The sequence below is a fragment of the Brevundimonas sp. genome (assembly GCF_019636155.1).
GTDB lineage: Bacteria > Pseudomonadota > Alphaproteobacteria > Caulobacterales > Caulobacteraceae > Brevundimonas.
In genome coordinates, this window is sequence record NZ_JAHBYB010000022.1 from 1 (window position 1) to 11,779 (window position 11,779).

Below are 11,779 nucleotides of genomic sequence, written 5' to 3' on the forward strand. Positions count from 1 at the left end.
ACCCGGCCGTAGTTGTCGACCGTGATCGGTTCGCCGGTCAGGGCCTCGTCGGCGTGCTGCTGGCCGCGCACGGCCGGGCCGAAGGTGTCCGGCGCGGTCGTATAGATTCGGCCCCGGCGCGGGCTTTCCGCCAGGGTGACGCCCAGGACCCGTCCCTGGCGATCCAGGGCGGGCGCGCCGGACAGGCCCGACAGGGTGCCGTCCAGCCCGGCCGTCCGCCCGACCTCGGCCCAGGCCAGGACCGGCTCGTCGCGCGCGCCCCGCCCCGTCACCCTCAGCGTCTCGCGGCCCAGCAGGCGCGAAGTGACCTCGCCGGCCCGTCCCTGGGGGAAGCCCGGATGGAAGGCGCGCTGGCCGCGGCGCAGGCGCGGCGTCTCGGCCACCGGCAGGGCCGCGGGACCGCCCTGGGTCAGCAGGACCGCCACATCCGCATGGGCGGCCAGGCGCACGTCGGCGGCCACGGCCCGGCCGCCGCCGACCACCAGGGCGGGCCGGCGGCATCCCTCGACCACATGCCGCGCGGTGACCCAGCGGCCGTCGCGGGCGATCGAGAAGGCTGTGCCGGACACCGGCTGGAACGGGGCGTCGGGCGTATGGACGGTCACGGCCGGATCGAATGGGGTGACAGGGCCCAGAAGGGCGCCTTCCAGCTCGTCCGGCGGCGCGGGGGCGGGCGGGGCGTCGGCGTTCTCGCGCCGCAGCAGGGAAAAGGTCAGCAGGCCGCCAACCACCAGGGCGTAGACGGCCCAGTCCGGCAGACCCAGGATCCGGCGCACCGCCTCAGCCCGTCAGGGCGGCGGACAGGATCAGCGCCGTCGCCAGCTTGGCCCCCACCAGCAGCACTGCGGCGGGCACCTCTCCGTCCTGGATGCGCTGGGGCAGGCCGGTCAGCACAAGGTCGACGATACGGAAGGCCAGCAACTGCAGCACCAGGGTCGCCACCCCCCACAGTGCCACGTCCCGCAGCGAGGTCGAGACCGACAGGCTGACCGCCAGCGGAATGGCCAGGCCCAGCAGCACCCCCGCGAAGGCCACCGCCGCCGCCGGATTGCCGTCGCGGATCAGGGCGATCTCCTTCCACGGCGTCAGCAGGGCGTAGAGGCTGGCGCCCAGGACCAGAAGGCCCAGGGTCACCCCCAGGTGCAGCACCATGACGGGAAACCCGCTGGCGAAGGCCTGCACCTCGGGACTGCTCAGCACGCTGTTCAGCGATCCGTCCATGCCGCACGATTGCCCCAGTCGCCCCCCCGACCGCAAGCGCGCCCCGGCCACACTCGGTGACCGAATGTAAGCGTCAGGCCGCCTCGGTCTGGTCTTGGATGGTGCGCCGCAAGGCACTCGCCCGGACCTTCTCGCTTTCGGACTTCAGCTGGCCGCAGGCGGCCAGGATGTCGCGGCCGCGGGGGGTGCGGATGGGGCTGGCGTAGCCGGCCTTGTTCAGCACGGCGGCGAACCGTTCGATGGTCTTCCAGTCCGAACACTCATAATCCGTGCCGGGCCAGGGGTTGAACGGGATCAGATTGATCTTGGCCGGGATGCCGCCGATCAGCTTGACCAGGGCGCGCGCCTCGTCGGGGCTGTCGTTGACGCCCTTCAGCATGACGTATTCGAACGTCACCCGCTTGGCGTTGCCCAGGCCCGGATAGGCGCGGATGGCGTCCATCAGCTGGTTCAGCGGATATTTCTTGTTCAGCGGCACAAGGACGTCGCGCAGGGCGTCGTTGGTGGCGTGCAGGCTGATGGCCAGCATGGTCCCGGTGCGTTCCCCCAGCTCGGGGATCATCGGCACCACGCCCGAGGTCGAGACGGTGATGCGACGGCGCGAAATGGCGATGCCTTCGCCGTCGGCGATGATGTCCACGGCGTCGGCGACCGGGTCGAGGTTATACAGCGGCTCGCCCATGCCCATGAAGACGATGTTCGACAGGCGGCGGTCTTCCTTGGGGGACGGCCATTCGTCCAGGTCGTCGCGCGCCACCTGGACCTGGGCCACGATCTCGGCCGCCGTCAGATTGCGCACCAGCTTCTGCGTGCCGGTGTGGCAGAAGCTGCAGTTCAGGGTGCAGCCCACCTGGGACGAGACGCACAGGGCGCCCGAGCGGCCGACGTCGGGAATATAGACCGTCTCGATCTCGATCCCCGGCGCGGTGCGGATCAACCATTTACGCGTGCCGTCCTTCGAGACCTGGCGCTCCACGATCTCGGGCCGGGCCAGGGTGAAGGCCTCGGCCAGCCTGGCCCGCGTCTCCTTGGCCACGTCGCTCATCAGGCCGAAGTCGGTGACGCCATAGTGGTGGATCCAGCGCCACACCTGGCTGGCCCGCATCTTCGCCTTCTCGGGGGGGCAGACGCCGGCGTCGATCAGCGCCTGACGCAGGCCTTCGCGCGTCAATCCGGTCAGGTTGACGGGGGCCTTGGCCAAGGTCTGGGGGCGGGACAGGTCGAGCGTGACGCTCAAGGCGGCGATCCGTGTGCGGTGGGCGGGAAGGCGCGCTTATACCACAGATCACGCTGGATTTAAGGCGCGGGCGAAGCGGACGTGCGGGCGGCTGGCCAGGCGTGGCGGATACGGTGAAGCTGGACCACATCGTTGCCGCAAATCGAGGGTTTTGGGGATAAGGTCATGTAGTATATAGAGGTCTTGGGACATATTTTTACCGCTATACTGGCATAGCCTGGACCATTCCTCCCCATTTGAAAGCCTCGTCGGGACATGACCGACCTGCATCGCGTTATCTATGTCAGCGAGACCGTGGGCACGACGGGCCGCACGACCCTTTCGATCGCCCATATCCTGGGCGCGGCGGCGCGCAACAACCGCCGCGACCGGATCACGGGCGTGATCCTGTTCTGCGAGGGCCGCGTCCTTCAGGCCGTCGAAGGCATGCGCGGCGACGTCGATCGTCTTATGGCCCGGCTCCGGGCGGATCCGCGTCATACGGGGATGCGGCTGCTGTCCGACGCCCCGGTGCGCGGACGGCGGTTCCATGATCCCATGGCCCTGTGCGGCCTGACCGAGCCGACCCTGGCGCGCCTTCTGGCCGGGCGTCGCCTGACCGACCTGACGCCGCGCGAGGCCGAGGACATGCTGGCCAGTTGCATCGTCGCCCCGGCCGAGGCGGCCTGATCGACCTCGACCGCGGCCTTCGCCCGGGCTAGGCAGCGGGCGTGACCTTTTCGGACGACGTCGTCGAACGCTATGCGCGGCACCTGGTGCTGGCCGAGATCGGCGGCCCGGGGCAGCAGAAGCTGGCCCGCGCCCGTGTCCTGCTGGTCGGGATGGGTGGGGTCGGCGGTCCGGCGGCCCAATATCTGGCCGCCGCCGGGGTCGGGACCCTGGGCCTGGTCGATGACGACACGGTGGCCCTGTCGAACCTGCAGCGCCAGGTGCAATTCGCCACCAGCGATATCGGCCGGCTGAAGGTCGAGGCGGCGGCCGAGCGGCTGGCGGCGCTGAACCCCGGCGTGACTTTCCAGACCTTCCCCGAACGGCTGACGCCCGCCAACGCCGGCGTCCGTGTCGCCGGCTGGGACGTGGTGATCGACGGGACGGATGATTTCACCACCCGGTTCGCGGTCAACGCCGCCTGCGTGGCGGCGGGAATTCCTCTGGTGTCCGGGGCCCTGGGCCGCTGGGAGGGGCAGGTGGGCGTCTTCGTCGGGAAGCCCTGCTATCGCTGCCTGGTGGCCGAGGCGCCGCCGAGCGCCGAGACCTGCGCCCGCGTCGGCGTGGTCGGCGCTCTGGCCGGGGTGGTGGGGGCCATGGCGGCCCTGGAGGCGATCAAGATCATCACCGGCGCGGGCCGTCCGCTGACGGGGCGGCTGCTGCTGTATGCCGGCCTGGGCGGCCAGGTGCGCACCGTCGCCGTGGCGCCGGACCCGGCCTGTCCGGTCTGCGGCTGAGGCCGCGCCTTGTCTTCGCCCCGGTTTTCCGCCATAAGCCGCCGCTTCCGGCGCAAGTGAACCTCGCGTCTCCACCATCACGACCCCCGCCCTGACATCAGGGGAGTTCCGGGACGAGGATGGAGAGCCCCCCAGTCGACGTCATACGTCCACTGGGGCTGAGGTCGTTTTGCGCGTGCAGTTTGGGTTTTGCCCATTGCTCTGAGATCAGGCCTTCGGCCTGACCCGAGAATGGGCGAGGTGGACGTATGTTCGAGGCTCTGAACGAGCGGCTGACAGGGGTTTTCGACCGGATCACCGGTCGCGGCGCCCTGTCCGAAAAGGACGTGGCCGAGGCGATGCGTGAGGTGCGCGTGGCCCTGCTGGAGGCCGACGTCGCCCTGCCGGTCGTCAAGGACTTCATCGCCTTCGCCACCGAGCGCGCCACCGGCGAAGAGGTCATCCGCTCGGTCAAGCCGGCCGACCAGGTCATCAAGATCGTCTATGACGGCCTGATCGAGATGCTGGGCGGCGAAGAGCCGGTCCCGCTGAACACCAACGCCACGCCGCCGGCCGTCGTGCTGATGGCGGGCCTGCAGGGGTCGGGCAAGACCACCACTTCGGCCAAGCTGGCGCTGCGCCTGACCAAGTTCGACCGCAAGAAGGTCATGCTTGCATCCCTGGATACCCGGCGTCCGGCGGCCATGGAGCAGCTGGCCACCCTGGGCAAGCAGATCGAGGTCGCCACCCTGCCGATCGTGGCGGGAGAGAGCGCGGTCCAGATCACCAAGCGCGCCCTGTCCTCGGCCAGGCTCCAGGGCTTCGACGTCCTGATCCTGGATACCGCCGGCCGCATCACCCTGGACGAAGGGCTGATGAACGAGGTGGCCGAGGTCGCCGACATCGCCCGCCCGGTCGAGACCCTGCTGGTCGCCGACAGCCTGACCGGCCAGGACGCCGTGCGCACCGCCAAGGCCTTCCATGAGCGACTGCCCCTGACCGGCCTGATCCTGACCCGCGCCGACGGCGACGGGCGCGGCGGGGCCATGCTGTCGATGCGGGCCGTCACCGGCCTGCCGATCAAATATCTGGGCGCGGGCGAGAAGGTCGACGCCCTGGACGTGTTCGACGCCCGTCGCGTCGCCGGCCGCATCCTGGGTCAGGGCGACATCGTGGCCCTGGTCGAGAAGGCCGCGACCGAGCTGGACCAGGCCAAGGCCGAAAAGATGGCCCGGAAGCTGGCCAAGGGCCAGTTCGACCTGGACGACCTGATGAACCAGCTTCAGCAGATGAAGCGGATGGGCGGGCTTCAGGGCATCATGGGCCTGCTGCCCGGCGTGGCCAAGATGAAGGCCCAGATGGCCGACAGCGGCGTCGACGACCGGATGATCGCCCGCCAGGAAGCCATCATCAGCTCGATGACCAAGGCCGAGCGCAGGAAGCCCGACCTGTTGAACGCCAGCCGCAAGAAGCGCGTCGCCGCCGGCGCCGGCGTCGAGGTTTCCGAGATCAATCGCCTGCTGAAACAACACCGCCAGATGGCCGACATGGTCAAGTCGCTGTCGCGCGGCGGCCCCAAGAAGATGCAGCAGATGGCCGCCATGATGGGCGGCCTGGGCGGCGGGGGCTTGCCTGGAATGGGCGGCGGCGCCGCTGACATAGCCCGACTGAAATCCCTGGGAGGCGGCAAGATGCCCGATCCCGATCCCGAACAGCTGAAGGCGCTTCAGGACCGGCTCGCCGGCCTGGGGGGCGGCCAGCTTCCGAACCTGCCCGGCTTGCCGGGCTTCCCGCCCAAGAAATGATTTCGACTAAGGAAAGAGACTGAAAATGCTGAAGATTCGTCTGGCTCGCGGCGGCGCCAAGAAGCGCCCCTACTACTATATCGTCGTCGCCGACAGCCACTCGCCCCGCGACGGCAAATTCCTGGAGCGCGTCGGCAGCTACAACCCGATGCTGCCCAAGGACGGCCCGACCCCGCGCGTCACCCTGAAGGTCGAGCGCATCGCCGAATGGCTGGGCAAGGGCGCCCAGCCGACCGACCGCGTCGCCCGCTTCCTGAGCCAGGACGAGACCCTGGGCGCCAAGGTCAAGTGGACGCAAGGCAACAACCCGAACAAGGCCCAGCCGGGCAAGAAGGCTCAGGAACGCGCCGCCGAACGCGCCCAGCGCGAAGCCGACCGCGCCGAGGCCGAAGCCGCCGCCAAGGTCGAGGCTGCTGAAGCCGCCGAACGCGCCAAGGCCGAAGCCGAGGCCGCCGCGGCCGCCCCGGCCGAAGAGGCTCCGGCTGAAGAAGCCCCCGCCGCCGAGGAAGCCCCGGCTGCTGAAGAGGCTGCGACGGAAGCCGCCGCTGAAGAGGCCCCGGCCGCCGAAGCCGCCGCCGAGGAAGAGCCGACCGAGGCCTGAACCTCGCGCGATCTCTGATAAGGGAAGGGCCGGGGCGGCGACGCTCCGGCCTTTTTCTGGTCGCAGACCGCCGGGCGCGGGCGGAAACCGGGCACGAAAAAGCCCGCCGCGGGGGATACATCGCGGCGGGCTCTCTCGCTCTCAGACGGAGCGGACGTTTCCTCCCCGAAACGCCTTCGAGATACGACGACGCTCGGCGTCACGCTTCTCGAGTGTCCCCAAATGGCCCAAAACCATGGGCCAAGTCAATCAAAGGCCTGATGAAAAGCGGCCCAAAAGCAAGGTGATCGGCGTTAAGTCACGCGCTCGTCATCGTCCGGAGGCGGACTCGACGATGCCTCGGACCGTCGCCACCAGATCGGCGCGAGGCACGGTTCTCTGGCCGGGCCGCTCGGCCTTCCAGGCCTCGTTGTCGACCACACCGGCGGCCAGGGCGCGGCCCGCGTCCAGGTCCTTGATGGTGACCTGACCCGCCGCGATCTCGTCCCCGCCCAGGATGACGGCGACGGGGGCGCCGCGGCGGTCGGCGTATTTCATCTGGGCCTTCATTCCGGCCTGGCCCAGATAGACCTCGGCCGCGATCCCGGCGGCCCGCAGTTCACCGGCCGCCGCCAGATAATGGGGCATGTCCTCACCGTTGAAGACGATGACCACCACCGGGCCGCGCGGCCCCTCGGTCCCCGCCCCCTCGATCAGCCGGGCCGCGTTCAGGGCGTAGGCCAGGCGGCTGACGCCGAACGAGAAGCCGGTGGCCGGCACGGCTTCGCCGGTGAAGCGGGCGATCAGATCGTCGTAACGGCCGCCGCCGCCGATCGACCCCAGGCTGACCGAGCCGGGCGCCAGCAGTTCGGCCTCATAGACAGGCCCCGTATAGTATTCCAGGCCGCGCACCACGGCCGGGTCGAACCGGGCCTGGCCCTCCGGCACGCCCAGGGCCTTCAGGGCCGTGTCGATGCGGGCCAGCTCCTCCAGCCCCGTCGCGCCCGCCTCGGATCCGCCGACCACCGCCGACAGCCGATCCAGGGTCTCGCCGCGCGAGGCGCCGCCGCCGGCCGACAGGAAGGCCATGATGGCCCCGATCGCCGGGCCCGCAAGCTGGGCGCCGGGGGTGAAGGCGCCGGATTCGTCCAGCCGCCCCTTGCCCAGCAGGTCGCGCACCCCGCCCTCGCCCAGCCGGTCCAGCTTATCGATGGCGCGCATGACGATCAGCTTCTGGGCCGCGTCCGCCACGCCCGACCGGGCCAGCAGCCCGTCCAGAAGTTTGCGGTTGTTGATCCGGACGACCGCCGAACCTTCCGGCAGGCCCGCCGCCTGCAGCCCCTCGACCGCCATGGCCACGATCTCGGCGTCGGCCTCGGGCCGGCTGGAGCCGACGGTGTCGGCGTCGCATTGCTGGAACTCGCGGAACCGGCCGGGGCCGGGCTTCTCGTTGCGCCAGACGGGGCCATAGGCATAGCGACGGAACGGCTTGGGCAGGGTTTCCCAGGTCTGGGCCGCGAACCGGGCCAAGGGCGCGGTGTGGTCGTAACGCAGCGCCATCCACTGGTCGTCATCGTCCTGGAGCGCGAAGACGCCTTCGTTGGGCCGGTCGGCGTCGGGCAGGAATTTGCCCAGGGCGTCGGCATATTCGAAGGCCGGGGTCTCCAGGGGCTCGAAGCCCCAACGCTCATAGACGGCGGCCACCTTCTCGATGATACGGCGCTCGGCGACCAGGTCGCGGCCGCGGCGGTCGGCGAAGCCGCGCGGGCTTCGGGCTTCGGGGCGAGGAGGGGCGGCGTCGGTCATGCCGGGCGATTAGGCCATAGGCCGCCCCGCCGCAACCGCGCCCTCAGCGGTCCCGGCCCAGGGGCACGGGTCCATAGGTCAGCCGCCGCCAGACCCATTCCATCGGCCCCATGCGGAACATCGACAGCCACAGCGGCGACCAGACCAGCTGCAGCACCCAGACCCCGACCACGATCAGGGGCAGGGTCTCCCACGGAACCTGGCCGATCAGGCGCGGTCCCCAGGGCTGGACGAAGATGGTGGTCAGGATCAGCGACTGGGTCAGATAGTTGGTGAAGGCCATCCGCCCCACCGGCGCCAGGGGGCGCACCACCCAGGCCGCCCCGCGCGTGGCCAGCAGGATCACCAGGCTCATATAGGCCAGGGTGACCGGGAAGGCGAAGGCGGCGAAAGCCTTGTCCAGACCCAGGGCCGCCTCCGGCCCCTCCGGCGCGACCATGACCCGCCAGCCGGTCCAGGCCGTCCCCGCCAGGACGGCGCCGCCGATCACGATCAGCATCCCATAGACCCAGGCCGGCGCGCGCCCGGCCATGAAGCCGGACTTCAGCAGCCCCATGCCCAGCATCATCAGGGCCGCCGTCGGTATGCTGTAGAACAGCAGGCTGGCGAACTGCAGCTGGGCCCAGGCGGCGAAATTCTGGCTCATCATTCCGGCCCAGCCGCTGCGATAGGCGGCGATGGAGGCCGCGATCGCCTCGGGCCCGCCGCCCATGGCCGCCTTCTGGGCCTCCATCGAGGCCTGGACCTCGGGCGGGGCGAAATGGATCGCCACCGCTCCCGCCGCTCCAAGCAGGGAAATCAGCACCGTCACCGACAGGCCGATGACGATCAGCCTTCGCGCCGACATCGACCGCATGGTCATGACCACCAGGCCGGTCACGGCGTACAGCAGCAGGACATCGCCCCACCACAACAGCAGCCCATGGGCCAGGGCGATGACCACCAGCCACAACAGCCGGCGCGGGATCAGCGGCGCCCGGACCGGGTCCTTCCGTTCGCCCCCGACCATATAGATCGAAGCGCCGAACAGCAGGGTGAACAGGGTGATGAATTTGGAATGGAAGAAGGTGTTCGACACCCACAGCCATCCTTCCGCCGCCGGCGTCATCGGCTGGGGCGCGGCGCCATGGTCCATATAGGCGCCGAAGGGAAAGGCGAATCCGATGATATTGACGGCCAGAATGCCCAGGATGGCCAGGCCGCGCACGGCGTCCAGGGTGATCAGCCGGTCCGCGCTGCGCACGGGCTGGGCTCGGGACGGTGCGGCTTCGGACATGGTTCTTCCCCTCGACTAGCCGTCAGGTTTGCGGGCGTCCCGCGCCGCGCGCAAGCGGGGATTTGATCAGTAGCGCCGTCGCGGGGCCGCCATGGGCCGCGCGGCCTGGACCGGCGCGTCCTCCATCAGGCCCAGGCGATCGCGCACCGGCGGCGTTCCGCGGGCGAAGGCGATGAAGGCCACGCACAGTCCGGCCCACAGCGCATAGCTGACCCCCAGGATCATGGCGATCGGCAGGCCGGCCACCCCATAGATCAGCAGATTGGTCTCGGTGGCGCCCAGGGCCTGGATCACGTCACCCGCCTCGAACCAGGCCATGACCGTCAGGGCGACGGCCATGAGGGTCTGAAGGGCCGCCGCCAGGATGCCGCCATACAGCATGAAGCGCCACACCACGCCCAGACGGCTGGCCGGCCGGCCCGTGCGTTCACGCTCGCGCCGCAACAGATTCATTCCCACCGGAACCGCCACCAGTCCGACGATCAGCCCCGCTAGCCGCCAGTCCATCTCCAGCCCGGGCGTCCAGTTGTGCGGGCGCCAGAACACCAGGGTCAGGATCAGCGGCGGCCAGGCCGCCCCCGCCACGGCCGCCACGGCCGCGGCCGCGCCCGACCGACGCCAGGTCACCGGCGTCTGGCCGGGCAGGTCCTCCGGAGTCTCGAAACGGCGGTTCAGCACGGACGAAGCCTAGCGCGTCGGCGTCGGCGTGTCGCCGGAATAGTCGTAGAAGCCGCGCCCGCTCTTGCGGCCCAGCCAGCCCGCCTCGACATATTTCACCAGCAGGGGACAGGGCCGGTATTTGGTGTCGGCCAGGCCTTCGTGCAGCACGTTCATGATCGCCAGCACCACATCCAGCCCCATGAAATCCGCCAGTTCCAGCGGCCCCATCGGATGGTTGGCGCCCAGCTTCAGCGCCTTGTCGATCGAGGCCACGTCCCCCACCCCTTCATACAGGGTGTAGATCGCCTCGTTGATCATCGGCACCAGGATGCGGTTGACGATGAAGGCCGGGAAATCCTCGGCGTTGGTGGTGGTCTTGCCCAGGCTCTCGGCGAAGGCGACGGCCGCCTGATAGGTCTCGGCCGAGGTTGCGATGCCGCGCACGATCTCGACCAGTTTCATCACCGGGGCCGGTTTCATGAAATGCAGGCCGATAAACCGCTCTGGCCGGTCGGTGGCCGAGGCCAGGCGGGTGATGGAGATGGAGGAGGTGTTGGACGCCAGCAGAGTCCCGGCCGCCAGATGCGGGGTGATGTCCGCCAGGATCGCCTTCTTGACCGCCTCGTCCTCGACTGCGGCCTCGATCACCAGATCGGCCTGGCCGGCCTGGGCCAGGGTCTCGACCCGCTGGACCCGCGCCATGGCCGCATCGGCCGCCGCCCCATCGACCATGCCCCGCGCCGCCTGCCGCGCCAGGGAGGCGCCGATCAGGCCCAGGGCGCCGGCCGCCCGTTCGGCCTCGACATCGTAGATCCGGACCTCATAGCCGCCCAGGGCCACGGCCTGGGCGATGCCGGAGCCCATCTGGCCGGCGCCGACAATGGCGACTGTCTTGATCGAGGTCATGCGAAGGTCGGTCTGCTGCGGGCGGGGAGGCCCTTCTCGGCCCGCACCTTAGAAAGCTGCGGCCGGGTGGCAAGGGGCGGGCGCCGATTGCCGGCGGCCGTGTCGCCCCGGTCCTGGTCCGCGCCCATCCCTCAGCCCGCCCCGACCAGGCTCAGGGCCGCCCCATAGGCCGCCGGCATCAGATAGGCCTTGACCCCCTGGATCAGGATCAGGGCGATGATCGGGGTGATGTCGATGCCGCCCAGGTTCGGGACAACGGCCCGCAGCGGCGCCAGGACCGGGGCCGTGAACCGATCCAGCCCATAGGCGATCTGTCCGACGAAACGATTGTTCCGGTTGACGATGTCCAGGACGAAGAGCCAGCTCAGCACCACCCAGACGAAGATGGCCAGCGAAAGCAGGCTCAGCAGCGCATTGGCCACGAAGAAGATGAAGCCGATGACGGCGGCGGCGATTTCCATTCGGGGCTCCCGGGTTGTCCGATCTGACTAGACCATTTTCCGTTCCGCCGGAATCGACCGGCCGCGCAATAGTGGCCCCCTCGCCCCTCGCCCCTCGGCCTGGGCGCGGACAGGGTCCGGAGCCGCGACCGATCGACACCCGTTGACACCCCCTGACGGCCCTCGTATGTCGCGCCCTCGCCTGCACCCGGAAACGGGGCCGTAGCTCAGTTGGTAGAGCGCGTCGTTCGCAATGACGAGGTCAGGGGTTCGACTCCCCTCGGCTCCACCAGGCGTCGCCCAAGCGGATGGCCGGCTTGCGGCCACACCGATCTCCAGCAAATGACAAACCACGGCGCCGGCGGCGGCGTCGCCTGTCGTCAGATGTGCGAAGAGGGGGCCTCGGCGGGGAGGAGATGGCGCA

The 11,779-nt window shown here is 69.8% G+C and carries 12 protein-coding genes and 1 tRNA gene; 5 read left to right on the forward strand and 8 right to left on the reverse strand.

Annotation, left to right across the window (positions count from 1 at the left end; all coding sequences use genetic code 11):
* The 3 genes from KF910_RS13640 to rlmN all read right to left on the reverse strand — a co-directional run.
* Positions 1–776: S1 family peptidase (locus tag KF910_RS13640; protein WP_292263848.1), on the reverse strand; the 776-nt coding region annotated here is incomplete at its 3' end.
* Positions 777–780: 4 nt separating this feature from the next.
* Positions 781–1,221 carry a DUF350 domain-containing protein gene (locus KF910_RS13645; RefSeq protein WP_292263851.1) on the reverse strand — a complete coding sequence of 147 codons (441 nt, stop codon included), beginning with the start codon at positions 1,219–1,221 and terminating at the stop codon, positions 781–783.
* A 73-nt stretch (positions 1,222–1,294) separates the two neighbouring features.
* Positions 1,295–2,458: a 23S rRNA (adenine(2503)-C(2))-methyltransferase RlmN gene (rlmN, locus tag KF910_RS13650; protein ID WP_292263854.1), complete on the reverse strand. Its 1,164-nt coding sequence runs from the start codon at positions 2,456–2,458 to the stop codon at positions 1,295–1,297.
* A gap of 255 nt (positions 2,459–2,713) precedes the next feature.
* Between rlmN and KF910_RS13655 the strand changes: the two genes are divergently transcribed.
* From KF910_RS13655 to rpsP, 4 genes are all read left to right on the forward strand, one after another.
* Positions 2,714–3,127: a BLUF domain-containing protein gene (locus KF910_RS13655; RefSeq protein ID WP_292263856.1), complete on the forward strand. Its 414-nt coding sequence runs from the start codon at positions 2,714–2,716 to the stop codon at positions 3,125–3,127.
* 41 nt (positions 3,128–3,168) lie between these two features.
* A complete protein-coding gene (locus tag KF910_RS13660; RefSeq protein WP_292263858.1) occupies positions 3,169–3,903 on the forward strand; it encodes a HesA/MoeB/ThiF family protein in 735 nt (244 codons plus the stop codon).
* 248 nt (positions 3,904–4,151) lie between these two features.
* Positions 4,152–5,687 (forward strand): signal recognition particle protein, encoded by a 1,536-nt coding sequence (ffh, locus tag KF910_RS13665; RefSeq protein ID WP_292263862.1) that lies wholly within the window; start codon positions 4,152–4,154, stop codon positions 5,685–5,687.
* Between the two features lie 25 nt (positions 5,688–5,712).
* A complete protein-coding gene (gene rpsP / locus KF910_RS13670; protein ID WP_292263865.1) occupies positions 5,713–6,288 on the forward strand; it encodes a 30S ribosomal protein S16 in 576 nt (191 codons plus the stop codon).
* Between the two features lie 309 nt (positions 6,289–6,597).
* Here the strand turns inward: rpsP and hisS are convergent, their stop codons facing one another.
* From hisS to KF910_RS13695, 5 genes are all read right to left on the reverse strand, one after another.
* Positions 6,598–8,073 (reverse strand): histidine--tRNA ligase, encoded by a 1,476-nt coding sequence (hisS, locus tag KF910_RS13675; RefSeq protein WP_292263868.1) that lies wholly within the window; start codon positions 8,071–8,073, stop codon positions 6,598–6,600.
* Positions 8,074–8,116: 43 nt separating this feature from the next.
* Positions 8,117–9,349, reverse strand: a complete 1,233-nt coding sequence (locus tag KF910_RS13680; RefSeq protein WP_292263871.1) for a DUF418 domain-containing protein — start codon at positions 9,347–9,349, stop codon at positions 8,117–8,119.
* 66 nt (positions 9,350–9,415) lie between these two features.
* Entirely contained in the window at positions 9,416–10,027 is a 612-nt protein-coding gene (locus KF910_RS13685) for a phthalate transporter (protein WP_292263874.1), read from the reverse strand.
* A gap of 9 nt (positions 10,028–10,036) precedes the next feature.
* Entirely contained in the window at positions 10,037–10,915 is an 879-nt protein-coding gene (locus KF910_RS13690) for a 3-hydroxybutyryl-CoA dehydrogenase (RefSeq protein ID WP_292263877.1), read from the reverse strand.
* Between the two features lie 131 nt (positions 10,916–11,046).
* The gene (locus KF910_RS13695; RefSeq protein WP_292263880.1) at positions 11,047–11,376 is read right to left on the reverse strand and encodes a YggT family protein; all 330 of its coding nucleotides are present in this window, start codon (positions 11,374–11,376) and stop codon (positions 11,047–11,049) included.
* Positions 11,377–11,571: 195 nt separating this feature from the next.
* On the opposite strand from KF910_RS13695, the gene KF910_RS13700 reads away from it, so the two are divergent.
* Positions 11,572–11,647, forward strand: a tRNA-Ala gene (locus KF910_RS13700).
* Positions 11,648–11,779 lie beyond the last annotated feature (132 nt).

Bases quoted from the DNA above. Each gene is read 5' to 3' on its own strand.
- KF910_RS13695 (WP_292263880.1), bottom strand. From the start codon at position 11,376: ATGGAAATCGCCGCCGCCGTCATCGGCTTCATCTTCTTCGTGGCCAAT.
- ffh (WP_292263862.1), top strand. From the start codon at position 4,152: ATGTTCGAGGCTCTGAACGAGCGGCTGACAGGGGTTTTCGACCGGATC.
- KF910_RS13645 (WP_292263851.1), bottom strand. From the start codon at position 1,221: ATGGACGGATCGCTGAACAGCGTGCTGAGCAGTCCCGAGGTGCAGGCC.
- KF910_RS13680 (WP_292263871.1), bottom strand. From the start codon at position 9,349: ATGTCCGAAGCCGCACCGTCCCGAGCCCAGCCCGTGCGCAGCGCGGAC.
- rpsP (WP_292263865.1), top strand. From the start codon at position 5,713: ATGCTGAAGATTCGTCTGGCTCGCGGCGGCGCCAAGAAGCGCCCCTAC.
- KF910_RS13690 (WP_292263877.1), bottom strand. From the start codon at position 10,915: ATGACCTCGATCAAGACAGTCGCCATTGTCGGCGCCGGCCAGATGGGC.
- KF910_RS13655 (WP_292263856.1), top strand. From the start codon at position 2,714: ATGACCGACCTGCATCGCGTTATCTATGTCAGCGAGACCGTGGGCACG.
- hisS (WP_292263868.1), bottom strand. From the start codon at position 8,073: ATGACCGACGCCGCCCCTCCTCGCCCCGAAGCCCGAAGCCCGCGCGGC.